Source organism: Vreelandella sp. H-I2, from assembly GCF_052959335.1.
Genome location: NZ_JBRAMC010000008.1, coordinates 111,358 through 136,687, shown reverse-complemented (window position 1 = coordinate 136,687; position 25,330 = coordinate 111,358). Strand labels below are relative to the sequence as shown.

23 protein-coding genes are annotated in these 25,330 nt (G+C 54.0%); 5 read left to right on the top strand and 18 right to left on the bottom strand.

Annotated elements, in window-relative coordinates; translation table 11 throughout:
* Nucleotides 1-76 precede the first annotated feature (76 nt).
* The 5 genes from ACUVOF_RS18850 to ACUVOF_RS18830 form a co-directional block, all read right to left on the bottom strand.
* Nucleotides 77-985, bottom strand: coding sequence for an ABC transporter substrate-binding protein (locus ACUVOF_RS18850; RefSeq protein WP_447045797.1), 909 nt, complete (start codon nt 983-985; stop codon nt 77-79).
* 173 nt (nt 986-1,158) lie between these two features.
* Nucleotides 1,159-3,261 (bottom strand): TonB-dependent siderophore receptor, encoded by a 2,103-nt coding sequence (locus ACUVOF_RS18845; RefSeq protein ID WP_447045796.1) that lies wholly within the window; start codon nt 3,259-3,261, stop codon nt 1,159-1,161.
* A gap of 159 nt (nt 3,262-3,420) precedes the next feature.
* Nucleotides 3,421-4,425, bottom strand: coding sequence for an AraC family transcriptional regulator (locus tag ACUVOF_RS18840; protein ID WP_447045795.1), 1,005 nt, complete (start codon nt 4,423-4,425; stop codon nt 3,421-3,423).
* A gap of 49 nt (nt 4,426-4,474) precedes the next feature.
* Nucleotides 4,475-6,670, bottom strand: a complete 2,196-nt coding sequence (locus ACUVOF_RS18835; protein ID WP_447045794.1) for a TonB-dependent receptor — start codon at nt 6,668-6,670, stop codon at nt 4,475-4,477.
* Nucleotides 6,671-6,809: 139 nt separating this feature from the next.
* Nucleotides 6,810-7,166, bottom strand: a complete 357-nt coding sequence (locus tag ACUVOF_RS18830) for an accessory factor UbiK family protein (RefSeq protein ID WP_447045793.1) — start codon at nt 7,164-7,166, stop codon at nt 6,810-6,812.
* A gap of 357 nt (nt 7,167-7,523) precedes the next feature.
* Between ACUVOF_RS18830 and ACUVOF_RS18825 the strand changes: the two genes are divergently transcribed.
* From ACUVOF_RS18825 to glnK, 3 genes are all read left to right on the top strand, one after another.
* Entirely contained in the window at nt 7,524-7,862 is a 339-nt protein-coding gene (locus tag ACUVOF_RS18825; protein ID WP_007112359.1) for a P-II family nitrogen regulator, read from the top strand.
* A 72-nt stretch (nt 7,863-7,934) separates the two neighbouring features.
* Nucleotides 7,935-9,182, top strand: a complete 1,248-nt coding sequence (locus ACUVOF_RS18820) for an ammonium transporter (protein ID WP_447045792.1) — start codon at nt 7,935-7,937, stop codon at nt 9,180-9,182.
* A 170-nt stretch (nt 9,183-9,352) separates the two neighbouring features.
* Nucleotides 9,353-9,691: a P-II family nitrogen regulator gene (glnK, locus tag ACUVOF_RS18815; protein ID WP_027957942.1), complete on the top strand. Its 339-nt coding sequence runs from the start codon at nt 9,353-9,355 to the stop codon at nt 9,689-9,691.
* A 182-nt stretch (nt 9,692-9,873) separates the two neighbouring features.
* Here glnK and ACUVOF_RS18810 read toward each other — a convergent pair whose 3' ends face one another.
* Complete coding sequence (locus tag ACUVOF_RS18810) at nt 9,874-10,650, bottom strand: ferredoxin--NADP reductase (RefSeq protein ID WP_447045791.1); 777 nt, start codon at nt 10,648-10,650, stop codon at nt 9,874-9,876.
* A 180-nt stretch (nt 10,651-10,830) separates the two neighbouring features.
* Between ACUVOF_RS18810 and ACUVOF_RS18805 the strand changes: the two genes are divergently transcribed.
* Nucleotides 10,831-11,757: a LysR family transcriptional regulator gene (locus ACUVOF_RS18805; protein WP_447045790.1), complete on the top strand. Its 927-nt coding sequence runs from the start codon at nt 10,831-10,833 to the stop codon at nt 11,755-11,757.
* A gap of 4 nt (nt 11,758-11,761) precedes the next feature.
* Here the strand turns inward: ACUVOF_RS18805 and ACUVOF_RS18800 are convergent, their stop codons facing one another.
* The 6 genes from ACUVOF_RS18800 to phnD form a co-directional block, all read right to left on the bottom strand.
* Nucleotides 11,762-13,627, bottom strand: coding sequence for a methyl-accepting chemotaxis protein (locus ACUVOF_RS18800; protein ID WP_447045789.1), 1,866 nt, complete (start codon nt 13,625-13,627; stop codon nt 11,762-11,764).
* 124 nt (nt 13,628-13,751) lie between these two features.
* A complete protein-coding gene (locus ACUVOF_RS18795) occupies nt 13,752-14,183 on the bottom strand; it encodes a host attachment protein (RefSeq protein WP_447045788.1) in 432 nt (143 codons plus the stop codon).
* 77 nt (nt 14,184-14,260) lie between these two features.
* The gene (phnE, locus tag ACUVOF_RS18790; RefSeq protein WP_447045786.1) at nt 14,261-15,070 is read right to left on the bottom strand and encodes a phosphonate ABC transporter, permease protein PhnE; all 810 of its coding nucleotides are present in this window, start codon (nt 15,068-15,070) and stop codon (nt 14,261-14,263) included.
* Nucleotides 15,064-15,876, bottom strand: coding sequence for a phosphonate ABC transporter, permease protein PhnE (phnE, locus tag ACUVOF_RS18785; RefSeq protein ID WP_447045785.1), 813 nt, complete (start codon nt 15,874-15,876; stop codon nt 15,064-15,066). The genes phnE (ACUVOF_RS18790) and phnE (ACUVOF_RS18785) overlap by 7 nt, the downstream gene beginning before the upstream one ends.
* A complete protein-coding gene (gene phnC, locus ACUVOF_RS18780; RefSeq protein ID WP_447045784.1) occupies nt 15,863-16,660 on the bottom strand; it encodes a phosphonate ABC transporter ATP-binding protein in 798 nt (265 codons plus the stop codon). Before phnC ends, phnE (ACUVOF_RS18785) begins: the two co-directional genes overlap by 14 nt.
* Nucleotides 16,661-16,716: 56 nt before the next feature.
* On the bottom strand, nt 16,717-17,709 hold the full coding sequence (gene phnD / locus ACUVOF_RS18775; protein ID WP_447045783.1) for a phosphate/phosphite/phosphonate ABC transporter substrate-binding protein: 993 nt from the start codon (nt 17,707-17,709) through the stop codon (nt 16,717-16,719).
* A 174-nt stretch (nt 17,710-17,883) separates the two neighbouring features.
* On the opposite strand from phnD, the gene ACUVOF_RS18770 reads away from it, so the two are divergent.
* Entirely contained in the window at nt 17,884-18,480 is a 597-nt protein-coding gene (locus ACUVOF_RS18770) for a histidine phosphatase family protein (RefSeq protein ID WP_447045782.1), read from the top strand.
* A gap of 199 nt (nt 18,481-18,679) precedes the next feature.
* Here ACUVOF_RS18770 and ACUVOF_RS18765 read toward each other — a convergent pair whose 3' ends face one another.
* The 6 genes from ACUVOF_RS18765 to hemE all read right to left on the bottom strand — a co-directional run bounded on the left by ACUVOF_RS18765 (nt 18,680) and on the right by hemE (nt 25,173).
* Nucleotides 18,680-19,408 (bottom strand): amino acid ABC transporter ATP-binding protein, encoded by a 729-nt coding sequence (locus ACUVOF_RS18765; RefSeq protein WP_447045935.1) that lies wholly within the window; start codon nt 19,406-19,408, stop codon nt 18,680-18,682.
* 123 nt (nt 19,409-19,531) lie between these two features.
* Nucleotides 19,532-20,632, bottom strand: a complete 1,101-nt coding sequence (locus tag ACUVOF_RS18760; protein ID WP_447045781.1) for an amino acid ABC transporter permease — start codon at nt 20,630-20,632, stop codon at nt 19,532-19,534.
* Between the two features lie 15 nt (nt 20,633-20,647).
* Entirely contained in the window at nt 20,648-21,838 is a 1,191-nt protein-coding gene (locus ACUVOF_RS18755; RefSeq protein ID WP_447045780.1) for an amino acid ABC transporter permease, read from the bottom strand.
* A 99-nt stretch (nt 21,839-21,937) separates the two neighbouring features.
* On the bottom strand, nt 21,938-22,963 hold the full coding sequence (locus ACUVOF_RS18750; RefSeq protein ID WP_447045779.1) for an amino acid ABC transporter substrate-binding protein: 1,026 nt from the start codon (nt 22,961-22,963) through the stop codon (nt 21,938-21,940).
* A gap of 231 nt (nt 22,964-23,194) precedes the next feature.
* Nucleotides 23,195-24,061 carry a polyamine aminopropyltransferase gene (speE, locus tag ACUVOF_RS18745; RefSeq protein WP_447045778.1) on the bottom strand — a complete coding sequence of 289 codons (867 nt, stop codon included), beginning with the start codon at nt 24,059-24,061 and terminating at the stop codon, nt 23,195-23,197.
* Entirely contained in the window at nt 24,061-25,173 is a 1,113-nt protein-coding gene (gene hemE, locus ACUVOF_RS18740; RefSeq protein WP_447045777.1) for a uroporphyrinogen decarboxylase, read from the bottom strand. The genes speE and hemE overlap by 1 nt, the downstream gene beginning before the upstream one ends.
* Nucleotides 25,174-25,330: the final 157 nt, after the last annotated feature.

The window sequence follows — 25,330 nt, the reverse complement described above, 5'->3', positions numbered from 1 at the left end:
CAACCTAACCCCATTGAGGTTAAGCCTAGTTTGCTTGAGGGGTTAACGTACCGTAATTAAGAACCCTTTGGTAGCGTCATCCTCCCTTCATCATGGGGTGATCCCTATTCTCAGGCGCTAGCTTCAGTGCAGCGGTTAGCTCTCGTGCAAAGCGTTGGGCGGAGGGTAGCGCCCCGAAGCTCCACACTGGCGGTAGGCGTAGAAGGTTGTTGTTTTTGACGCTTGGAAGCTGCTGCCATAAGCCACTTTCGGCAAGTTGCGCTTCGACGCCGGCGGGCAGCGGATCGATGATCACCAACTTTGCCTCTGGGTAGCGTGCTAGCGCTTCAATCCCTACCAGCGAAAACCCCCAGGCGTTGGTGGCTTGTTCCCACGCATTGGGCAACTCTAGTTGCTCCAGCACCGCATTGTAGAGGCTGTTATCCCCAAACACCCGCACGTGGCGGGCATCCATAAACTGCACCATCAGCAGCGGCGCGATTTCTGACTGTGAGAGGGGCCTTGATTCACGCAGGCTGGTCATCAAGCCTTGGGTTTCCACGATCAGTTGCTCAGCCTGAGGTTGACGTTCGGTTAATTCACCGAGCTGGCGGGTCAGGGTTTGCATCTCTTGCCAAGTGTCGGTGCCGGGGGAATAGAGTGAGAACAAGCTAACCGGGGCAATACGCTCCAGGCGCGGCGTTAAGCCAGCGAACATTGGCGAAATGAGTATCTGCTCAGGAGGAGCTTGGGCTAGCAATTCCAGGTTGGGTTGAGAGCGTAGCCCCATATCGGTAGCACTGTTGGGGATACGGGGCTCGCCCACCCATGCGTGATAGTCGCTTTGTTGGGCGACGCTGCTGACAGGCGCATCAATGGCCAGCAAGGTTTCGGCAATGGTCCAGTCGACCGTTGCCCACTGCGCCTTGGCGGTAGAAACGACTAGCAGACAAGCCACGAATAGACCGCAGCGTGCAAATAAAGAAAACAGAATGGAGTGGCGCATGGTGGTGAGAGGTCATCAAAAAATATGAGCTGTATTTAAACGATAATATTTATTGTTTGCAAACCTCGTTCCAGATAAAAAATGCCCAGGTGCATTGGCCTGGGCGAAGTAACGTTATTAGTCGTGCTTAGAAATGAACGAGCATCTAGAACCGCGCATTTAGAAATGCGAACTTAGAAACGATAATGGACGCTTGCAGTCACGCCACGCTCGGCACCGAAATAGCAGTACTCCAGGGAGTTGCAGGAAGCCACATAGTCTTTATCCAGCAGGTTGCTTACGTTTAAGCGTGTTTCGACGCCTTCAACACCAAATTGGCTGAGATCGTAACCGATGGTCGCATCGACCAGCGTGTAGTCGGGCACGCTTTCGGTGTTGGCCCGGTCAGCGGCGATATCTGCATAGTGGCGGATACCAACCCCCATATCCACGCCGTTTAGCCAGCCGTCATTGGCCTCGTAGTGACCCCAGAGCTGCACTTGATGCCGGGGAGAGTAAATAGCGTTGTTGCCCTGGTTACCGTCGTCGCTTTTGGCGTAGGTGATGTCGGTGAAGCTATAGCCTGCCTGAAGTGAAAGGGTATCCGTTAACTGGGTTTGTGCTTCCAGCTCCAGCCCTTGGGATTCGATCTCCCCCACGGCGCGGTAAGGGTCGGTAGGCTGCTCTTTGGTGGCGACATTCTCCTGGCTAATCTGGAAAACCGCAGCACTGTACTGGCTTTGGCTGCCGTTAGGCTGGTATTTAACGCCGGTTTCCCACTGTTCACCTTCCATGGGCTGGAGCAGATCGCCACTCTCATCCACGAAGCTGGTGGGGGTGAACGCGGTGGAATAGCTCAGGTAGGGCGCTACGCCGTTATCGAACAGGTAGACCACTCCGGCGCGGCCGCTGAACTGGGTGTCGCTCAGGGAGCTGGTATCACCACTATCGCGGTTGGCATTGTCGATATTGACCCAGTCGTAGCGCCCACCCAAGGTGAAGCGCCAGTTATCGAGGGCGATCTGGTCTTGCAGGTAAACCCCGGTCTGGTCGATCTCATGGCGCTCGCGTACCGGGGCGTAAAACTCGATGGGGTCGCTACCGTAAACCGGGTCAAACGCATTGAGCGTTGGAAAATACCCTGAAGGCCACGATACGTCGTTTTCCCGCTGCTGGTAATCAATCCCAAAAAGCAGCGTGTGGTCCATAAGGCCGCTGCTGAGGTTGGCTTCTAACTGGTTGTCGAGCGTCCAGGCTTGCAATGATTCTTCACTGCCGGAGTAATAGCGGGTGAGTTCATCAGAGGTGGGCGACGTCCAGCCATAGCCGTAGACCTGATTCAGCACTACATCAGAATTGAGGTAGCGCATCAACTGGCGGCCAGTCACTTGGTCATTAAAGCGGTGCTCAAGGGCGTAGCCGACCATGCGCTGGGTACGTTCGTAGGTGTCGTAATCCTCTTCACCATCAAAGAAATTATTGCTGATTTTGCGCCCATTACGGGCAGCCACGGCCCCTTCAAAAGGAACACCAGAGTGGTAACCGCCTTCTGGTTCATCCTGCAAATAGGCTTCTACCGTTAGGCTGGTGTCATCGGTGATGTCCCAGGTTAGCCGTGGCGCAATGGCGTAGCGCTCCTCTTCAGCCGGGCCAAACTGGGTATCGGCGGCTCTGGCAATACCGGTCAGGCGGAAAGCAACCCGTTGCTCCTCGCCAATTGGCCCGGTGAGGTCAAACGCGGCGCTGCGCTGGTTATTATTGCCCAACCGAAAACGCAGTTCACCGCCCTGTTTAAATTCGGGGCGTTTACTATTCAAAGCCACCACACCGCCTGGAGAGGCGCGGCCATAAAGCACCGAGGCAGGCCCACGCACCACTTCAATGCTTTCCAAAAACCAGGGGTCGATGCGCATGCTGCTATGCGAGTTGGCATCGCCCATGACCTTCAAACCATCCAAGAAAGTGTTACTCAGGCTTCCATCAGAAAACCCGCGCAACACCAGGTAGTCGAAACGATTGGAGGCACCTATCTGATTGCTATAGACACCGGGCGTGTAGTCGGTGGCGCGCTGCACGGTACTCACCCCACGATTCTCCATCTGTTCTCGGCTAATGGTGGAAACGCTTTGGGGCGTTTCGATAAAAGGTGTCTCGACTTTGGTGGCGGCCTGCTGCGCGATTACTGTGACGGTACCCAGCTCGGTGCTCTCCTGGGCATATAGCGGTGATGCCCACAGTGCCGCGATAACCGCGGCGCTAAGGGGCGAGCGTAGAAAGCGATGTTGAGAATTAAACATGGGAGGCACCTGCAATAAGAAGCAATTAACTTTTGTGTTAATGAGAATTATTGCCCTTTATTGCAGTGGAAAGGTATGCGCAATGACAAAGGGGATATGCGTAGTGCTAAAAAACGTCCAACAGAGGAACTTAGCGCTCCAAAAACAACCCTGCGGCTTTTAATGGCGATGATGTACTTCATGGGGCGCAATGCCAAAAGCGCGCTTAAAGGCGGTGGCAAAATTGGTGGCGTGGCGATAACCGCAGGCGTGAGCGGTTTGCTGCACGCTATACCCTCTGCGTAAGTACTCTTGAGCCTGGGTCAGGCGGCAACGGCGTAGGTAATCGAAGATTGAGCAGCCGTAACAGCGCTGAAACTTGGTGCGTAGGCTGCTAGGGCTCATCGCGGCATTTCGGGCCAACTGCTCAAGCCGATAATCCTGGTTGGGGGAGTGTTCGAGCTGCTGACGCAAGCGCTCCAGACGTTGGTGATCGCGATGGGAGAGGCCCGGTGGGATGCTTCCCGCGCCCTTTTCGTCGCTGGGCTCAAAGCTAGCGATAGGCACAGGCAGTCCATGAGCTAACAACTGAAGCGCTAGGCCTTGCCATAACAGGCGCTGCCTTTCGATTGGCCAGTTCGAAGCCAGTGCCGTCTCCAGGCTATGAATAAGGAACTGCGGCACCTTCCAGGTATGCAGTACGGGCGTTACCGGAGGGGCAACATTGATAGGCGAACAGTTAATGGACGAGAAAGTGGGCGGCTCTGTGCAAGCGAGAAGCGAGACGTTGAGGTTGCGCAAACGCTGTGGCGCGGGCTGGAAGACCTCAAGCCCAGTCTGCTCGTTGAAATGCGCGCTGAAGGCATCACCGGCCTGCAACTGAAACGACTGGCGTCCGAGCCTGACTTGGATACGGCCCTCGAGTATCACGCTAAGAAACCACGGTGCGGCACGCCGGGAAGTGGAGGCGTAAGCGTGCAGGACGTCAAGATCCGAGTGTGTCACGCGCAGTGTGGGGTCTATCTCGACGTCCATCACCCGCCCACGGGCAACACAAGGCGCTGGCTGGGAGCGGTTGGGCGCTTCGGGAAAGCGGTAGGCGATCCCGAAGCGCTGACCAATAGCCAGCAGGTCATGGGTGGTCAGTGGTACGCAAGATGGCGTTATTGAGCCGAGTGTCGCCATCCCCGTTACCTCACCTTTGAGCGGTTGTCAGCAAGTAGCGAACCACCACTCAGTACTCCATCGACCAGTTCAGGGTGTAAGTACGCCCGCGGCCTTGGTAGTCGTAGAGGTACTCCGGGCCGTAGTAGGGCGAATAGAACATAGCGGCTCGCTGTCCCCAGACGGTGGAGTACTGATCATCCAGCAGGTTCTGCACTCCCAGGCTTAAGGTGCCAAAATCGGTTTCCTGGCTGAGCGATAAGTCGAGGGTGGTATTGCCATCGATCTCCCGGTCGGCATCGTCTTTCAGATCGAAGTTGTGGTTGGCTTGCAAGCGAGCTGAGCGTACATAGTCCGTCCAGCCAATAAAGGCGGTGGTGGAAGAGAGCGAGGCATAGCGGGCGTCACGCTTCTCCCACTCCCCTTGGTCGTTCTCCTGCTCGGAACGCACCAGGTGCAGAGTGCCCCCGGCCTCCAGGCCATTATCGAAGTAACGGGTCACGGCGCTTTCCAGGCCGAAGTCGCGCTTCTTCTCATCGACGACGCTGACGCTTAAATCCTCGGCGTTCTCTACCGCCTTGTCCGACCAGGCGTAGTAAAGCGCTGTTTGGGCCGTCCAGTTGCCCCCCTGGTAGCGCCAGCCTAGCTCTACTTGATCCGTCTCGATGGCAGATAAAGGGTTGTTATCGACACTTACATCGGGGCTCTTGCCGTAGTATTTGGCGGGATCTGGCAGTTCGAAGCCCTGACTAAACTGCAGCCAGTTCTGGTGACCGTTGCGGTAGTCGTAAAGGGCGCTGGCATTGAAGAGCGTTGCTTCATAGTCATTCTCGCCGCCAGGAATCCCCTGGAATTCATCCACCTCGACGTCCATGTGCTGCTGCCGCAACCCCGCGGAGAGCTTGAGCGCCTGGGTGGCTTGCCAGTCGCCCTGGACGAAGCCTGAAAGCCCGTCCACTTGATAACCGGGGTAGCGGGGCTCAACCCCCGATGCCTGCTGAACCAGACCGCCGGAAGCATCCGATATGTCGGTATCGAACAGCATCTGGCTGGCATCGAAGGTTTCACGATCCAGATCAAGGCCATAGGTTAGCGAAACGTCATCACCCAGGCGTGACTCAAACAGTGCTTTGATGCCGCTTACATCGGTGTTTTGTTGCGAGGCGCGAAATTGCAGGCCGTCGGCGACTGGGTAGGGAAATGCCTGAAAGCTGGACTCCTCCTCCCGGTGAAACGCCTGCAGGTAGAAGTTTTGCCCCCATAGGTTGGCATGGTGATAGTTGACGTTGACGAGCTTACGGTCGGTTTCTGGATCGCGCTGTGAACGATAGCCATCACGAATCTTGGCATCGTTCAAGTTGGGCGTGGCCGCGTCGAGGTTGGGAAAGTAAACACCCCGGTCACCTTCATAGCCTGAACGATACAACTGGGCACCCAGCTCCAGACTCTGTTCGTCGGTCAAGCGGAAAGAGAGGTTGCCCAATACATCAATACTGCGATTGTCCTGCAGGTCGGTCTGGGCGATATCGGGGAAGATTTCCTGGCCGCTGCCGTCATAGTGGCGCCCGTTGTCACCAATGGCAGTCCCCAGATAGCCTTGAACCCGCTCATTGCCGCCGCTGATCGATTGTGACAGACGCCGATCCATATCATCGCTGTTATTGAAGCCAGTGGTGATGCCTGCTTCGGTACGCCAGTTCAGGCCTTCTTCGCCTTTGCGGGTAATGATATTGATCAAGCCCCCCGTTGCACCGCCGCCATACAGGCTGCTGGCGCCGGAAAGCACTTCCACACGCTCAATATTGAAGGGATCAATGGCATCGAACTGACGGGAAAGCCCACGGGAACTGTTCAGCGACACACCATCGATGAGCACCTGCACGCCCCGGCCACGCATGTTTTGCCCATAATTGGTGCGCCCTTGAGGAGCCAGGTCCAGCCCCGGCACCAGATGCCCCAATGCTGTCTTTAGGTCTGCACCATTCCGGGTCTGCTGTTGCAGCATCTCTTTATCTATTACCCATACAGCACCCGGAATCTGACTGATCTGGCTGGGGGTACGCGACCCAACGACCACCATGGTGTCGTCGGCGCTGGCGCTAGACGCAGTACCAGAGGCAGTGTTTTGGGCGAAAACGCCGTTGGAGAAGCTCAGTAACAGGCCGGTGCCAATAAGACTCGATAGTGAAACAAACGACGGCGAAGAAAACGGCTTTGTAAAAGGCAGCTTTGCAAAAGACAGGTTTGAAAATGAAGGGGCGTGCATAGTAAACAATCCGCAGACGGTAAGGAAATCAAAGGCGGAGAGTATCATCACGAAAAACAAAGTCAACGATAGTGATTCGTATTTAATTTGAGGTGCGTGCAGCAATAGGCCATCGCCGTATTGCTGCTGCAAATGAAGCTTAAGCGTTATCGGGTTTGTTCTTCTCTTCTGCTGCATCTGATACCGGCTCATGCGGCTCTGGAACCGGTGGGGCTTCAGCTTCAAAAGGCGTGGCCGTTGTAGTTGGCGCGGAGGCCTCAACGGCGGCTTCAAGGCTAGCAACCTGACGCTCTAGCGCCTCTACCCGCGAACGCGTGCGCTGCAATACGTCCATTAAAATATCGAAATCTTCCCTTGAAACAAGTTCTAAGCGGTCAAACGCACCGCGCACAACTTGCTGCACGCCTTTTTGAATATCTTCCGGCGCCTGCGAGGCGTTCTGTAAACGGTCGCCAATCTGCTGGGCCAGCCGGCTGATGCGGTCTTGAGGGGCCATAGCTGCTCTCTCCTTAATTACTCGCTAAATGAATATATAAAAACGCTTACCCGTAAGGATACGCAACAGTTGGCAAATTCGCATGCGTCGAATGGTTTTACTGTTTAGCGAGTGGTTTGCATCGGAATAGAGCAGTCAACATTTTATGTTGCTCTTTTTTGGTGCAATAGCGGTGTTTTGGAGTTTGGTTTGATGAGAGTGAGCGTGGAAAGGGACTTTGGATTATTTCTTAATTAACTGATTTTTAATCAAAAAAAAGTCAGCTGGCACAGTATGCGCATTATCGGTTCAGGTGCTTATTCTGGCGGCTGTGCCGCTACCAATCTAGCAGGACTTATCCAGCAGGGGAGATCCGGGATGAAACTCATCACCGCTATCATCAAGCCATTCAAGCTCGACGATGTTCGTGAGGCACTCGCCGACAACGGCGTTCAGGGCATTACGGTTACTGAAGTGAAAGGGTTTGGCCGTCAGAAAGGGCATACCGAGTTGTACCGTGGCGCAGAATACGTCGTCGACTTTCTTCCCAAGGTAAAAGTGGAAGTGGCCGTGGACGATGCGCGTTTAGAAAGCGTGCTGGATGCCATCTGTAGTGCAGCCAACAGCGGCAAAATTGGTGACGGCAAGGTGTTTGTTACGCCACTGGAAGACGTGATTCGTATCCGCACCGGTGAGCGCGGCGCTGACGCCGTATAACGGACGCCACGCGAACAGGCTGCAGCGCCGTCTTTTACGTATAACTTCTCATAGAATAACGGGGAACACCTTATGAATGAGTTAGCTGATTTGAGCTACGCGCTCGATACGTTCTACTTTCTAATTTGCGGCGTGCTTGTGATGTGGATGGCCGCAGGCTTCTCTATGTTGGAAGCGGGCCTGGTACGCTCCAAAAACACCGCTGAAATACTGACCAAAAATATCGCGCTGTTTGCGATTGCCTGCACCATGTATCTGCTGGTGGGCTACTACATAATGTACTCCAGCAGTGCTGGTGGCTTTTTACCTAATCTGGGTTTCTTGATTGGCGCTGAGAATAGTGCTGATGCGGTGACCGCAGGCGGCGATGACGCCCCCTACTACTCAATGCGTTCTGACTTCTTCTTCCAGGTCGTGTTCGTCGCTACCGCCATGTCGATTGTGTCGGGTGCCGTGGCTGAGCGCATGAAACTGTGGGCCTTTCTGGCCTTTGCGGTGGTAATGACTGCGTTTATCTATCCTGTGTCTGGCTACTGGACTTGGGGCGGCGGTTGGTTGTCTGAAGTCGGTTACTCCGATTACGCGGGCTCAGGCATTGTGCACCTTGCCGGTGCAGCAGCGGCGCTAGCAGGGGTGATTGTGCTAGGCCCACGTAAAGGCAAATATGGCAAAGATGGTTCTATCCATGCCATTCCTGGTGCCAACATGCCGCTGGCAACGCTGGGTACTTTCATTCTGTGGATGGGTTGGTTCGGCTTCAACGGTGGCTCTGAGCTCAAGCTGGCGGCCGTCGATTCTGCTAACAATGTGGCACAGGTATTTGTGAACACTAACGCTGCGGCAGCAGGTGGTGTTATCGCAGCACTGATTCTGGCCAAGCTGTGGTTCCGCAAAGCTGACCTGACCATGGCGCTAAACGGTGCACTGGCAGGCCTGGTCGCTATCACCGCTGACCCGCTTTCTCCGACCGCACTGGGCGCCACGTTTATTGGTGCAGTGGGCGGCATCATCGTCGTCGCTGCCATCGTGACCCTTGATAAGGTAAAACTGGACGATCCGGTTGGTGCGATCTCTGTTCACGGTGTTGTCGGTATCTGGGGTGTGCTGGCGGTACCGTTAACTAACGACGGCGCGTCATTTGGTGCGCAGCTTATTGGTATCGTCGGCATCTTCGGCTGGGTGTTCCTGGCAAGCCTAGTGGTGTGGTTGATCCTGAAAGCCATCATGGGTATCCGGGTTAGCGAAGAAGAAGAGTATGAAGGCGTTGATATCGCTGAATGTGGTCTCGAAGCCTACCCTGAATTTGGCATTAAAAAGTAATGTGATGCTGATTAAGTGAGCTGGTGTGCTCTGTCTGGCCTCCCCTTAGTGGGAGGCTTTTTTATTCTCTGCCGATAGCGGTGTATGCTATTTGTCAGCGGTTAACGGTTACGACACCAGCAGCCGAATAAACCAATCTCATCACGGCCACCCATTTAGAGGATAGGGTAATGAAATTGATCACAGCTATTATCAAGCCGTTTAAGCTCGACGATGTACGCGAGTCGCTCTCCGATATCGGCGTGCAGGGTATTACGGTGACGGAAGTGAAAGGTTTTGGACGCCAGAAGGGGCATACCGAATTGTATCGCGGCGCTGAGTATGTGGTTGATTTCCTACCAAAGGTGAAGCTGGAGGTAGCAGTAGACGATGACATGGTCGAGCAGGTGATTGATGCAATTACCCAGGTCGCTAACACAGGGAAAATCGGCGACGGCAAAATCTTTGTTATGCCGTTAGAGCAGGTGATCCGTATTCGTACTGGCGAAACGGGCAAAGACGCGGTTTAGGTTTGTGAACTGTGAATAGTGAGTGGTGAATGGTAAGAAAAAAGCAGTAAGTTGTTAAACTGTAGTAGTAAGCAGCACAAAGCCCCTGTGGACCATCTCCAGCAGGGGCTTTGTATTAGTGATGTAGTCATTACAGCGGCTAGAATTTTTCTACTCACTACTCACTACTCACTACTCATTACTCACTTCTCGACAAACGCGCGTTCAATCACGTAGTCGCCCGGCTCGCCCATACGCGGAGAGATATTAAGGCCCAGCTCGTCTAACAGTGCACTGGTATCGTCCAGCATGGCAGGGCTACCGCAGATCATGGCACGGTCTTGGCGTGGGCCGATGGGCGGCAAGCCCGTATCTTCAAATAGCTTGCCTGAACGGATATGGTCGGTCAGACGTCCCATCGTGTGAAATTCTTCACGGGTAACGGTTGGGTAGTAAACCAACTTTTCTGTGATATCTTCGCCCAAATACTCATGTGCCGGGAGTTCTTTGGTGATGAAGTCCGCATAAGCCAGTTCAGAGACTTCACGGACACCATGTACTAACACTACTTTCTCGTAACGTTCATAAACCTCAGGGTCCTGAATCAGGCTCATAAACGGTGCCAAGCCAGTTCCGGTCGAGAGCATATACAGGTTTCGACCGGGTAGTAGGTCGTCGGTCACCAGCGTGCCGGTTGGCTTGCGGCTGACCATAATCTGATCGCCTACTTTCAGGTGCTGAAGACGTGACGTCAGCGGGCCGTCAGGTACTTTGATGCTAAAGAACTCAAGGTGGTCCTCGTAGTTGGGGCTGGCAATCGAGTAAGCGCGCATCAGCGGCTTGCCATTCACTTCCAGACCAATCATCACAAACTGACCGGTTTTGAAGCGCAGGCTGCGCTCGCGAGTAGTGCGGAAGCTGAACAGGGTATCGTTCCAATGGTGAACGCTAAGCACTTCTTCCAGAGCAAACTTACTCATGCCATTTCTCCGTTAGCCGACGCTGGCCCTAAAACCGCATCGATCATATTCTTAAAAAGAATAAAAATGATTAAATATGTTTCCAGCAAGTCTAAGCAAATGATGGTATATCTGTTAAGCGAATTATATTGATAACGCTTATCTGAAAAACAGATATAGGTCAATTTTAGGTCAGATTTTATGCACTACACCTTGCGACAGTTGGAAGTCTTTGTGGCGGTTGCTCAGCATGAGAGCGTCTCCCATGCGGCGCGAGCGCTGGCCATGTCTCAGTCGGCGACCAGTACGGCGCTTGCTGAACTTGAGCGGCAGTTCGATTGCCAATTGTTGGACCGCATCGGTAAGCGCTTAAAGCTCAACGCTCTGGGTTTTCAGCTGTTGCCCAAAGCGGTCGCACTGCTCGACCGAGGTGAGGAGATCGAGGAACTTCTGCGCGGCCAGCAGGGGGTTGGGTCGCTTGATGTGGGCGCCACGCTAACCATTGGTAACTACCTGGCTACGTTACTCATAAGCGACTTTATGCAACGCCACCCCGGTAGCCGTGTGCGCTTAGCGGTGCGCAATACGCGCCATATCATCGAAAACGTGCGTCAACATTCGCTGGATTTAGGATTGATTGAAGGGCAGTGCGACGATGAGATGATCATCAGTCAGCCTTGGGTGGAGGATGAGCTGTGCGTGTTCTGCTCACCGCGACATCCATTGGCAGGTCGTGAGCACCTTGAGCTCGAGCAGTTGTTGCGTGAAGACTGGATTATGCGTGAAGAGGGGTCCGGCACGCGTATGACGTTGGAGCACGCTGCCCGCCATCGCCGCAGCCGGTTTAACACCTTGCTAGAGCTAGAACATACGGAAGGTATTAAACGCGCCGTGGAGTCAGGGCTGGGCATTGGCTGTGTCTCGCGCTTAGCGCTGCGCGATGCCTTCCGGCGTGGCAGCTTGGTACCGCTGCCGACGCCGGAGTTGGATCTAAAGCGTCAATTCACGTTTATCTGGCACCGGCACAAATACCTCACCACCGGTGTGCGCGAGTTCCTGCGCCTGTGCCGTGAGATGACCGCTGGGGCCAAGCGCAGCGACGATATTGCGCTACCCCCGATTCCCTAATCTCTCAAAACGATGCCAACGCTTTGGCTTTGGGCGAGTTTAACGTTAGCGGAGCAGGTGGGTGTTGAGAGAGTTTGAAACTGCCGATGGTGACCGCTAAATGGTCGGCTTGCTCTTTCAACTGTTCGGCAGCGGTAGTGGATTCTTCCACCATGGCCGCGTTCTCCTGGGTCATGCGATCCAGCTCTGCGACAGCGATGTTGACTTGCTTGATACCTTCGCTTTGCTCGCTGGTGGCCGCATTGATCTCCTCCAGGACATCGGTAACACGGGTGATATGCGCTACGATCTCCTTCATGGTGGTGCCAGCATTGCGCACTAAGCTGGTGCCGTTGTTTACCTTGCTCTGCGAATCCTCAATCAGTTTCTGGATATCGTTGGCCGCTTCACTGCTGCGCCCGGCCAGCTTACGTACCTCATCTGCCACCACGGCAAAACCACGGCCATGCTCGCCAGCCCGCGCCGCTTCCACCGAGGCATTAAGTGCCAGCAGGTTCGTCTGGAAAGAAATGCTGTTCATTAACGTGACGATATTACCGATCTTGTCCGATGCTTGGGTAATATCTTCCATAGTAGTCACAACATTCGCGACGACCTTCCCGCCTTCGTTGGCTACCTCTGAAGCGGTTTGAGAAAGCTTGTTGGCTTCCTGTGCCGAGGCGGCGGTATGTTGCACGGTACTGGTGATTTCCTCGATCGATGCGGAGGTTTGCTGCAGGCTAGCGGCCGCATTGTCGGTACGGCGCGATAAATCCTGTCCACCCATGGCGATTTCGTTAGCCGCATGGTGCACGGATTCACTGCTCGCACGTACGTCCATCAATACAGCTTCCATCTTGCCCACAAAGCGGTTAAAGGCGCTGGCAATTTGGGTAACCTCATCATTACCCACTTCGGGCAAGCGCTGGGTCAAGTCGCCTTCACCTGAGGCGATGTTATCCATTGCATCACGTGCAACCATCAAACGGCGCAGCAACAGTGAAATAAGCAGGCCAAATACCACGGCAGTAATCACGGCTACTATCAGCAGCGTGACTGCCGATGTAGTGGCAATGGCGCGCAGGCCTGCGGTCGCTTCGGCTTTATCCAGCGCGACAACCAATTGCCAATCGCTATTGCCACCTACTGAACGTCCAAGTAGCAACTTACTACTTTCTTCCAGTTTTATTTGTTGTGGACTAGTCGCTGAAGCGAGTTGTTGTAGGTAACTGGCGTTTAATTCACTACTCAAAGCGGTAGATGGCTCAAGAGTAAGCGCACTATTGGGATGAGCAACTAGGGTGCCATCGCCCGTTACCAGGAAGCCGAAGCTGGAAGGAGTAGGAGATATCCCATCAACGATTGCCACCATATTGCTAATGTTAATGTCGGCACCTACTACCGCATGTAGTTGATCGTTTTGGTAAAACGGTCGGGCAAAGGTGACAACAAGGTCACCGCTCTGAGCATCGACATAGGGGGCAGTAACAATGGTGTCTTTGGCATCTACGGCTGCCTGATACCAGGGGCGCGTGCGAGGATCGAAGTCAGTCGGCGGCTCCCAGCCATTAAAGAAAATCGTTTCGCCACTTTCCGCATAACCGATATAGGACGCCATAAAATCGCCAGATGTCGTTAGCTGGCGCAGTGCAGCACGGGGGTTGCGGCTAGCTGCAGCTTCTTCCATGCCGGTTAGCATAGTGCTACGTGATTCCATCCATTCATGGAGCGCGCTGACGTTGCCGCTAACGACTGCGTTAAGGTTACGGGTTATTTGCTGATTATTATGATGTTTTACCGTGGTGTAACTGGCAATGCCGTTAATCACTAAGGCAAGAGTAATCACTACTAGCGCAGCTAGTAGAATGCGTGCTCGGAGGGTAGAAAACATGGTCGCTCTCGACGTTGAAGTTATTGTCAGTACCCAGGGGGAGGTACTGTTAGTGCAACTCCTGAGTATCGGCGAGAGCGATCGCTACTTTAGGGCTAATGATTAAGTTAAAAAGTTAATGTGGTTAACGTAAATCGCTGACGGCAGCCTGTATGTCCGCCATTGATGCTTTGCTGAGGTCTTTAGATAGCGTGTGAGTGACCAGCTTCTGAGTAGGACCATCCAATTTATCACGCAGCAACCCCAAGAATTTTGGGGGAGCGACCATGATTAACTTCTCCAGGTTATTGCCAACACGTGCTTTGTAGAGATGCTGCGCAACCTTTTTGGCAAACAGTTCGTTTTCGTGCTTCGAGGCAACTTCTTCTTCTCCCGACGAGCGTGTTGCAGAAGATGTCGACTCTTGCACATCTGCGCCGCGGCGATCTGTAATCAAATCGCCTTCGTGCAGCCTTCCTGCTGCATGTACCAAGCTTTCCTTTTCGGCAAGATTAAGCGAATCACGGGTAAAAATACGTGCGCGAGCGGCGTCGGCTACCACAATATAGGTTGTCATCGCTGTGCATTCTCCATGTCGTTGATGGTCTGTTAACCATGGCAAGCGTTTGGCGCTAGGTCAAACGCTTAGACCGTCTACAATACTTTGCTGCGCAACAGGCTAGTCACGGCTTCACCAATCAACACCAGCACAATAATGGCAATCAAAATGGTTGCTACGGTAGGCCATGCGAAGGTATCAATCGCGCCCTGAAGAATGACTCCAATACCACCGGCACCCACCAGCCCCAATACTGTCGATTCGCGGATATTGATATCCCAGCGCAGAATCACAATGGCAAAAAAAGCCGGCATCACTTGAGGCACAATCGCGTAGGCGACCATTTTGGCTTTGGAAGCACCCGTGGCTTCCATGGCTTCTACAGGCCGCCGGTCAATCTCTTCGATGGCTTCGCCCATTAACTTGCCGATAAAGCCGATGGAGCGAAATACAATGGCAAGAATGCCCGCTAACACCCCTGGGCCAAAAATGGCCACGAACAGCAGCGCCCAAATGATAGTGTTCACCGAGCGGCTGGAAACCAGGATAAAACGCCCCAACCATAGACAAGCACGGTTGGGTGTGGTGTTTTGGGCAGCGATGTAGGCCACCGGTAATGCCAGGAAGATCGTTAAGAAAGTGGCCAGGGTAGCAATATGCACGGTCTCGATAAGCGCCGCGATTATGCCGTTTAACCCCGCAGTACTGGGTGGCCACATGCGTGCCCCAAGCCCAGAAATTTGATTGGGCGCATCCCATACCCAAGGCCAGAAAATATCAATATCGCGCACCGCCCAAACCACCACCATCAAGGTGGCTAAGAGTACGGCATAACGAATAAGGCGCTGTTTGCGGTCGTAGCGTTGCCAAATACGGTCGGCAAGCTGCTGTGCGTGATCTACCATATTTTTTTCCTTACCCAGCCACTGATACCTTCGCTGAACAAAATGACCGCGATGATAATGAGCAGAATTGCGAAGGCAAAATCGTAGTCATAGCGTCCAAAGGCGTTCATTAGCGTGCCGCCAATACCGCCTGCCCCGACAATGCCGACCACTGCAGAAGCGCGCAGGTTGCTGTCTAGCTGGTACATGGAGAGCCCTACTTGGCGTGGCAGTATCTGCGGGAAAACGGCATAAAACAGAATCGCCACATAGCCCGCACCAGCGGCTTTCATCGCCTCTACCTGGCCCCAGTCGATCTCTTCAATCTCCTCGGCGAGCAATTTGCCCACAAACCCGATCGAGTAGAGTGTCAGGGTCAAAATGCCCGCTAATGGACCAAACCCTACGGCGGCAACAAACAGAATCGCAACGATCACCGGGTGAAAGCTGCGCGATACAATAATCACTGCCCGGCCAATCACATAGATAGGCATGGGAGCAATATTGCGGGCCGCCATTACGGCAAAGGGTATCGACAGAAAAACGCCCAGCAGCGTGGCCAGAATGGCGATTTGAAAGCTCTCTTTAAAGCCCGTTAACAGGAGCTCATAGCGCTCTAGATTGGGCGGAAAGCCGCCACTAAAAATACGCGCTGCGCGGGGCAACCCTTCAGAGATGCGCGCCCAGTTAAACGGTAGCGAGCCAAACGCCCACACCAAATAGACGACCGCTATAATAATCAGCCCGTAGCGCAGCAGCGGGTTAGCAATAAACGGCGGCTTTCTCCAGATGCGGGGTACGTTTGAATGGGCGTCAGGCGGAGTCATGGGAGCGCTCCTCCATGGGCGTATCCGTAATTGCATCGTCCGGTGCTTCAATGCCGCCGTAAATAGCATCTAACGCATCTTTATTGAAGTCAGCAGGCACGCCATCAAAGATCATCTTGCCGTGGCGCAGACCTACAATGCGCTCGGTATAGGTTTTGGCCTGAGCGACGTTGTGGATATTGATCAGCACCGGTAGTGACAGCTCACTGGCTAGACTCTGCAGCAGTATCATAATCTGCTCGGAAGTACGTGGATCGAGAGAGGCAGTGGGTTCATCGGCAAGCAGGACTTCTGGTTCCTGCATTAATGCGCGCACCACACCTACCCGCTGGCGCTCGCCGCCGGAAAGTTCATCAGCACGTTTGTTGGCGTAGTGAGCGATACCGACACGCTCCATTAGTACAAACGCACGTTCTATATCGGCCTCGGGGTAACGGCGCGAGATCGCCTGATATAGATTGACATAGCCTAAGCGCCCGGCCAGCACGTTTTCCATGACGGTTAAGCGATCAAGCAGGTTAAAGCCTTGGAACACCATGCCTATTTTGCGACGCGCACGGCGCAATTCAGCGCCTTTAAGGTTCACCAACTCATTACCGTTGAGCTTGATAGAACCCGACGTTGGTTCAACCAAACGGTTGATACATCTCAGCATGGTGCTTTTACCCGCACCCGAGGCGCCTACGATAGAAACAACGCTGTTTCCCTCTACCTTGAGGTCAAGCCCTTTCAGCACGGCTTCATCGTGGCCATAACGTTTGACCAGATTGGTAATTTCCAGCATGTGTCCGCTTCCATCGTCGAGAAAATAACCGCACCGCCGGTGGCGGTGCGTTACGTTTACTCTTCCAGGTTTTCTGGTGTATAGCTCACATCATTAGCGGCTTGGATGGTACGAATCACCTTCCAATTATCCTGGTAGTTGATGGGGATAAATTTCTCGACGCCTTCAAACTCTTCGCCTAGCTCGGTGCCGGCAAAATCGAAGGTGAAGAAGGCTTCTTCAATTTTTTCGACAAGGTCCGGGTGCAAGTTGTGGGCGTAGTTATAAGACGTGGTGGGGAAGCGGTCAGACTCAAAAATCAGCCGCACATCCTCTTCATCGTAAAGGTCACGGGCGGCCATCCGCTCAACCACTTCAGAGGCTACTGGGGCAGCATCGTAATCCTTGGCCACTACGCCCAGCATGGATTGGTCATGGCTACCCGAGTAAACCACTTCGTAATCCTCATCGGGCGTAATGCCAAGTTCAGGCAGTAATGCGCGCGGGGCTAGGTTACCCGAGTTGGAGGTGGGAGAAGTGTGGGCGACGCGTTTGCCTTTAAGATCCTCTACCTCATGAATATCGGAGTCGACGTGAGTAAACAGTTGCAGGGTGTAACCAAATTGGCCGTCATCAGAGCCCATTAACGCAAACGGCACGGCACCGGCCAAGTTCACCGCAAACGGGGTGGGACCTGTGGAGAAACCGGCGATATGTAAGCGCCCGCTGCGCATGGCTTCAACTTGGGCAGCGTTTGACTGTACCGCAAAGAAGCGCACATCCCGCTCGGTGACCTCTGCCAAGTGATCGATAAACGGCTGCCAAATGTCCGAATAAATAGCCGGGTCTTCTACGGGAGTGTAAGCAAAAATCAGCGTATCGGGGTTAACCCACTCAGACTCATCAGACGGACGGTCAGCGACCATATCGCCGTCTTCATCGCAATAAATAGCATCCAAATCGCCGCGTTCACACTCAGCGAAAGCTGGCGTTGTTAGCAGGGCAAGAGGTAGAAGTGATGCTGCGGTAAGCAACGCAAGCGGGCGCTTGCGGAAGAGCGAAGTTGCCATGGTATGCCTCGTTTGTGCAGTTATTGTTGTGTGCTTGCTATAGATAAAACTGTTTTCTCTTCACTGCGCTTTGCCATTATCGAAAACGGAAAATGTTCCGTAAGTAGACATTTCGCGTGAAGAATGGTTATTTTCGAAAGCAGACACCTTCAATCTAGGGTTTGTGACAAACTTATGTCAAATACTTTACAGCAGCTCTCCGACTATTGGCGCAATCGCTACTTATTAATGCGCCATGGCCATAGCCAAGCAAACCAACAGGGGTTAATTATTAGCAGCCCTGAGCGCGGCATTAACGAGTTTGGACTCTCTGTGATTGGCGAGCGCCAGCTAGCCCAGGCGGTCGCCGAATGGGGCTGGCCTGCCCCCACCAAAATAGTGCATTCAGATTTTTTACGTACCACACAAACGGCCGCCCGCGTGGCGAACGCTTTTAAGCTTGAGATGGCCGTTGATAAGCGCTTGCGAGAGCGCATTTTTGGCGATTTCGAAGGGCAGGCTGATGCGCACTATCCCGATGTATGGGCGCTGGATAGCCGTAATGCCGAGCATGGTCAACATCAGGTGGAAGCCGTTAGCTCAGTAGCGGCGCGAATGAGCGCCGTGATGGAAGGGTTAGAACAGCAATACGAAGGTGAGACCATCCTGATAGTCAGTCACGGCGACCCGCTTCAAATCCTGCTCACGGCGTTGGCGAATAAGCCGCTTACCCAGCATCGCGAGCAACCAGCGTTACTACCCGCGAGTATTACCCAAATAGGACGTACGTAACTAGAACGTTAGGCGTTCTCAGCAGCAGGTGGAATCCAGGCAATCATATCGACTTCCATATCAGCGCCGCCCGCAAGGCCGGTCGGGTAGGTAATGGCTGGAGGAAGTAGCTGGCATAGACCTTTTAAACAGTATGAGCCCCAAGCGAGGCCCATAATGCCGTACTTATCCACAGCTGTTTTGTCAGGTGGGCTGTGGATTAATGGCCCAGAATCTGGCTGAGGAATAGCTGGGTGCGCTCCGATTGCGGATTATTAAAGAACGGCTCCGGCGCGTTCTCTTCAATGATTTGCCCTTGATCCATAAAGATCACCCGGTCGGCTACTTTTTTGGCGAAGCCCATTTCGTGGGTCACGCAGATCATGGTCATGCCCTCTTCCGCCAGCTCAACCATGACATCGAGTACTTCCTTGATCATCTCGGGGTCGAGAGCTGAGGTGGGTTCGTCAAACAGCATGACATCGGGGTGCATGCACAGTGAGCGGGCAATCGCCACGCGCTGCTGCTGACCGCCCGATAGCTGCCCTGGGTACTTGGTTGCCTGCTCGGCAATCTGGACGCGTTCCAAATATTCCATTGCCAGCGCTTCGGCCTCTTTGCGGGGCTTTTTTTGCACCCACATTGGCGCGATGCAGCAGTTTTCCAGCACTGATAAATGCGGAAACAGATTGAAGTGTTGGAACACCATACCGACGCTGCGGCGAATCTGCTCAATACGCTTAACGTCTTGGGTTAGCGGCACGCCGCCGACCACAATTTCACCCTTTTGGTGCTCTTCAAGGTGGTTAATGCAGCGAATCAGCGTTGATTTACCCGACCCCGAAGGGCCACAAACCACAATGCGCTCGCCGCGCTTTACCTCAAGGTAGATATCCCGAAGTACGTGAAAGTCGCCGTACCACTTGTTGACGTTGTGCATTTCGACCATCAGGTCAGAAGTACGGGTGTCAGGAGTACGCGTGTCAGAGGTATTGGTGGCTGCTTGTGTCATGTTGAAGTCCTACTCAAAACGTAAAGAGATTCGGCAATCGTACTTAAGCGAGTACTTGAACTAGTGTTTATGGCCGGTATTTAGCTTGCGTTCCAGGTACTGGCTGTAGCGCGACATGCTGAAACAGAAGATCCAGAACACGAACGCGGCAAAGACATAGCCTTCAATTGAGAAGCCCAGCCAGCGCGAGTCGGAAAGCGCCGCTTGCACAATGCCCAACAGGTCAAACAGCCCGATGATCATCACCAGGGTGGTATCTTTAAACAGCGATATAAACGTATTGACGATACCGGGGATCATCATTTTCAGCGCCTGGGGCATAACGATGAGGCCCATGCGCTTCCAATAAGTCATCCCCAACGCCGCGGCGGCTTCGTCCTGGCCTTTGGGTATGGCCTGTAAACCACCGCGAATAACCTCCGCCATGTAGGCGCTCTGGAACAGCGTAAGCCCGATCAAGGCGCGTACCAGGCGATCCACACTGATTTCTGATGGAAGGAACAGCGGCAGCATCACCGAGGCCATAAACAGAATGGTGATGAGTGGCACGCCGCGCCAGAACTCAATGAAGATCACACAAAAGGTTTTGACGATGGGCATGTTTGAGCGTCGCCCAAGGGCGAGCACGATACCAATGGGCAGCGCGCCAATCATTCCCACGCTGGCGAGTAGCAGCGTCAGCATTAAACCACCCCAGCGGTGGGTAGAAACACGCGGTAGGTCGAAGTAGCCGCCGTGGAGTAGCACGTAAGCAATCACTGGGAAAATCAGTAGCGCAAACAGGGCCATCCAGCGTTTAAACGGCAGGCGCGGGATCACCATCCAGGCAATAATGCCCGCGAACATGGCAAATACGATGTTGGCGCGCCAGTACTCCTCGCTTGGGTAGAGACCGTACATAAACTGGGAAAAACGCGCGTTAACAAATACCCAGCAGGCGCCTGCCCGTGTGCAGTCTTCGCGGCTATCGCCCACCCAGTTGGCATCGATAAAGGCCCACTGAATGGTGGGTACCACCAGTAGGTAAAGCACGTACAGGCCCAATAGCGTAAAGATGCTATTAATGGGACCGTTGAACAGGTTGCCGCGTAACCAGGCAACCGGACCGATCGTGCCTTTAGGCGCTGGACGCTGAGGTATGGTTTCTTTGTTGTGAATCATGGGGTCGTCTCCGGCCTAGCGTTCTACCAGCGCAACGCGAGCGTTGAACCAGTTCATGAACATGGACACCAGCAAGCTGATGATCAGATAAACCGCCATGGTCATGGCAATCACTTCGATTGCCTGACCGGTCTGGTTGAGCGTGGTGCCGGCGAAAACCGACACCAAGTCGGGGTAACCAATGGCGGTGGCCAGAGACGAGTTTTTAATTAGATTGAGATATTGGCTGGTAAGCGGCGGAATGATGACGCGCATTGCTTGGGGAATCACTACCAGGCGCAGTACCAGTTTGCGTGGCAGGCTCAGCGCCTGGGCGGCTTCCGTTTGACCATGGGGTATGGCTTGGATGCCCGAGCGCACAATTTCGGCTATAAACGACGCGGTGTAGATAGATAGTGCTAGCCATAGTGCCAAAAACTCCGGAATGATGGTTATCCCACCACCGAAGTTAAAGCCACGCAGTACTGGCATTTCCCAGGTGACCGGGACGCCAGTCGCCACTAGAACCAGCAAGGGCAGGCCAAAAATAATCACCAGCGACATCCAGAAAACCGGTAAGCGTTTGCCGGTCGCTTCGTGGCGGCGCTTGTTCCAGACAATCAGCGCAATGCTGGCGATGATCGCCACCACAAACGTGATAGGAATAAGCCCGAAACCGGATTCAAACAGCGGTTGCGGCAGGTAAAGCCCGCGCACGTTCAGGAAGATGGCTTCGCCAAATGCCATGCTTTCTCTAGCACTGGGTAAGGTTCGCAGTACCGCGAAGTACCAAAAGAAGATCTGTAGCAACAACGGGATATTACGAAACGTTTCGATATAGGCGTTGGCTAGCTTGGCGATCAGCCAGTTGGGCGATAGCCGCGCGATACCAACGATAAAACCAATAATCGAGGCAGCCAGCACCCCCAGCCCCCCGACCAACAGCGTGTTGAGCAAGCCAACCACGAAGGTACGGCCATAGGTACTTTGGGAGGAGTATTCGATTAAGGTTTGACCAATACCAAAGCCGGCTGTGTTGCCCAGGAAGCCGAAGCCTGTGGTGATGCCGCGGGCATTCAGGTTGGCTTGGGTATTGCCGATAATATAGATCAGGAAAGCCGCAACAACGGCGACTAAAATAATTTGAAAAATAAGTGCGCGCTTAGCACGGTCTCGCCAAAACGGCGGCTTGTGGCCGACGGGGCGAATGTTGGGTCTTACAGACATGGATGGCGTCTCCGCTACACGGACGGTCAATCAAATGGCCCGCCTATGCCCTTAAAACAGATAGCTAAAAGGGTGGCGGGCCGGGGTCAAGCGAGACGCTTAGCGAATCGGCGGTGCGTACTGAATGCCACCTTCAGTCCACAGGGCATTCACACCGCGTTCAATCTCGAGCGGGGAGTCCATACCTACGTTGCGATCGAAGATTTCGCCGTAGTTGCCCACCTGTTTGATAATCTGATAGGCCCAGTCAGCATCCAGACCCATCGCTTCGCCGTAGTTATCACCCTGGCCCAGGATACGTACAATGTTAGGATCTTCGGAGCTCATCATGTCGTCGACATTGGCGCTGGAGATGCCATACTCCTCGGCATTGATCATGGCGAACAGCGACCATTTGACGATGTTGAACCAAGTGTCGTCTCCCTGGCGAACCACCGGGCCTAGCGGTTCCTTGGAAATGATTTCCGGCAGAATCATAGAGCCTTCCGGGTTGTCGAGCTGGATGCGTAGTGCGGCCAACTGGGAGGTGTCCGAGGTCAGCACGTCGCAACGGCCTGCCTGGTAGCCGCCCACGGTCTGCTCGGAAGTATCGAAAACGATAGGATCGAACTGCATGTTATTGGCGCGGAAGTAGTCGGCCACATTGAGTTCAGTGGTAGTGCCGGATTGAACGCAGATAGCTGCCCCGTCAAGTTCTTGAGCGCTGGAAATGCCCAAGTCCCGATTGATCATAAAGCCGATACCGTCGTAGAAGGTAACGCCAGTGAAGTTCAGGCCTAGGGTTGTGTCCCGCGTGGTCGTCCAGGTGGTATTACGCGATAGTACGTCAACTTCGCCGGACTGTAGGGCGGTGAAACGTTCCACGGCATTCAGTGAGATGTAGTTAACCGCATCTGCGTCACCTAGTACCGCAGCAGCAACGGCACGGCATACGTCAACGTCCAGACCTTGCCAATTACCATCGTCATCGGGTGCTGAGAATCCCGGCAAGCCATCGCTCACACCACACTGTACGGCGCCCCGCTCAATGGTGTCTTCCAAGATATCGGCTTGAGCAGTCGTCATACCGGCTAGCGTCATTGAGCCAGCAGACGCCAGCAGTACTAGGTGCTTTTTATTGAACATTTAGTTTCCCTCGGCGTAATTGGAATAGTTGTGCATGCCGTAGCATGTGACTAAACCTAGCAAGGAAGATGCCAACAAGGGTACAGGCGTTAATTCAGCGCTTTTCAACGCTACTCAGCAAATCCGAGACGAACGTCTAGGTGCAAAAAATGTTACCGCCCACCTCACTTTGCACCTTTAAAGGGCAAGCTGGGGTGGGCGGTGAGCGCTAGAATGGTGATAGGCGGGTATTTATTCGGTCGCGAAGGCTTTGCGCATAAACGGCGGTAGGGCGAGGGCGCCGCGGTGGGCATCAACGCTGTAGTAATCAAGTGACAGGCCGTGATCAGCGGCTGCTTGTTCTCGGAACGCATTAACGTCGGTGTCTTTACCCGCCAGGGTCACACTCCACCAGCCTGATGGATAAACCGGCTGCGGGAAAGGCAGCGTAGCAACACTGTCAAAGCCTGCTTCCTGCATGTCGTTACGTAGTTCTCGGATAATCGAACCACTGTGATAAAGAGGTGACTCGCTCTGTTGCACCATCACGCCCCCGCTTTTCAAAATACGGTGGCAGCGCTTTAGAAAGTCGGTCTTAAACAGGCCTTCCGCAGGGCCTACCGGATCGGTGGAGTCGATAATCAGCACATCGATGCTCTCATCAGGTGCATCATCTACCCATTTCACACCATCGGCGAACAGTAGCTCGGCGCGCGGATCATTATTCGATGTCACCAGCGTTGGGAAAAAGCGCTCAGAGGCCTTGGTGACCTCTTCGTCGATATCAATCTGAGTGACTTTTTCAACGCCGGGGTGCCGCAACACTTCTTTTAAGGTGCCGCAGTCGCCGCCGCCGATAATCACCACCCGTTTAGGGTCTTGATGAGTAAACAGAGCCGGATGCGCAATCATCTCATGATAGAGGAAGTTGTCGCGGTCGGTCAGCATCACGCAGCCATCCAGCACCATCAGGTTACCGTAAGTCTCGGTGGCGTAAACTTCCAGGTGTTGGTACGGGCTCTGCACATCCAGCAGTTTTTCGGAGATCTTCAGCGAGAAGGCGCTGCCGTGGCTATCAAAGACTTCGGTAAACCACTGGTCGTCGCGTAATTCGCTCATCAATTGGCTCCTGAGTGCACTGTATTGGGTTGAGTTGGAATATCCCGATGGTACTGCGGGCTAAGCTCGTGCAGCGCCTCCATGAAGGCGGTGACGTTGTCTGGGTTGGTAAACTGGCTGATACCGTGGCCCAGATTAAAAACGTGACCGGGGCCGTGGCCATAGCTTTCCAACACGCGGGCCACTTCAGCACGGATAGCCGAGGGGCGGGCAAATAGTACATTAGGGTCAAGATTGCCCTGCAGCGCTACCTTGTGGCCAACGCGGGCGCGGGCATTGGAAAGCTCGGTGGACCAGTCGATACCCAGCGCATCGGCACCGGTAGAGGCGATATGCTCAATCCACTGACCGCCATTTTTGGTAAACAAAATCACCGGGACGCGGCGCCCGTCGTGCTCGCGGATCAGTCCAGCGACGATCTGCTCCATATAGCGCAGCGAAAACTCCAGATACGCAGGCGTAGAGAGCGCACCGCCCCAAGTATCAAAAATCTGTACCGCCTGAGCGCCTGCACGAATCTGCGCATTCAGGTAGTCGGTCACCGCGTGAGCCAGCGTGTCCAACAATTGGTGCATGGTGTCTGGGGTGTCGTAGAGCATGGTTTTCAGGTGACGGAAGTCTTTGCTCGATCCGCCCTCTACCATATAGGTCGCTAGCGTCCAGGGACTGCCGGAGAAGCCAATTAACGGCATGCGACCGTTTAGCTCGCGACGGATAGTCGATACCGCGCGCATGACGTAATCCAGGTCACGTTCGGCATCAGGCACGCTGAGCGCGGCGACTTCTTCCTGGGTGCGCACGGTTTTGCGGAATTTGGGGCCTTCGCCGGTTTCAAAATAGAGTCCCAGGCCCATAGCATCCGGAATGGTCAAAATATCCGAAAACAGAATGGCTGCATCTAATGGGTAACGTTCCAAAGGCTGCAGGGTGACTTCGCAGGCCAGATCATGATTGCGACATAGGTCCATAAAGCTGCCCGCATCAGCCCGGCTAGCGCGGTATTCCGGCAGGTAGCGGCCCGCTTGGCGCATCATCCACACCGGGGTGCGGTCAACGGGCTGACGCGCCAAGGCGCGAAGGAAACGGTCATTTTGCAATGGTGTGGTGGTCATAGACACTTGCTCTTAAGAAATTTGCCCGCATCTTACGTGGGATCGTATGGGGCAATTGTACTTGAAGTTAGGCGCTAGAGCGGCGTACTGGGTGGCAAAAATCGTCGCACCCAGCCAATTTTTCTCCGCTAATTAACCGATTTAAGCCGCGTTACCA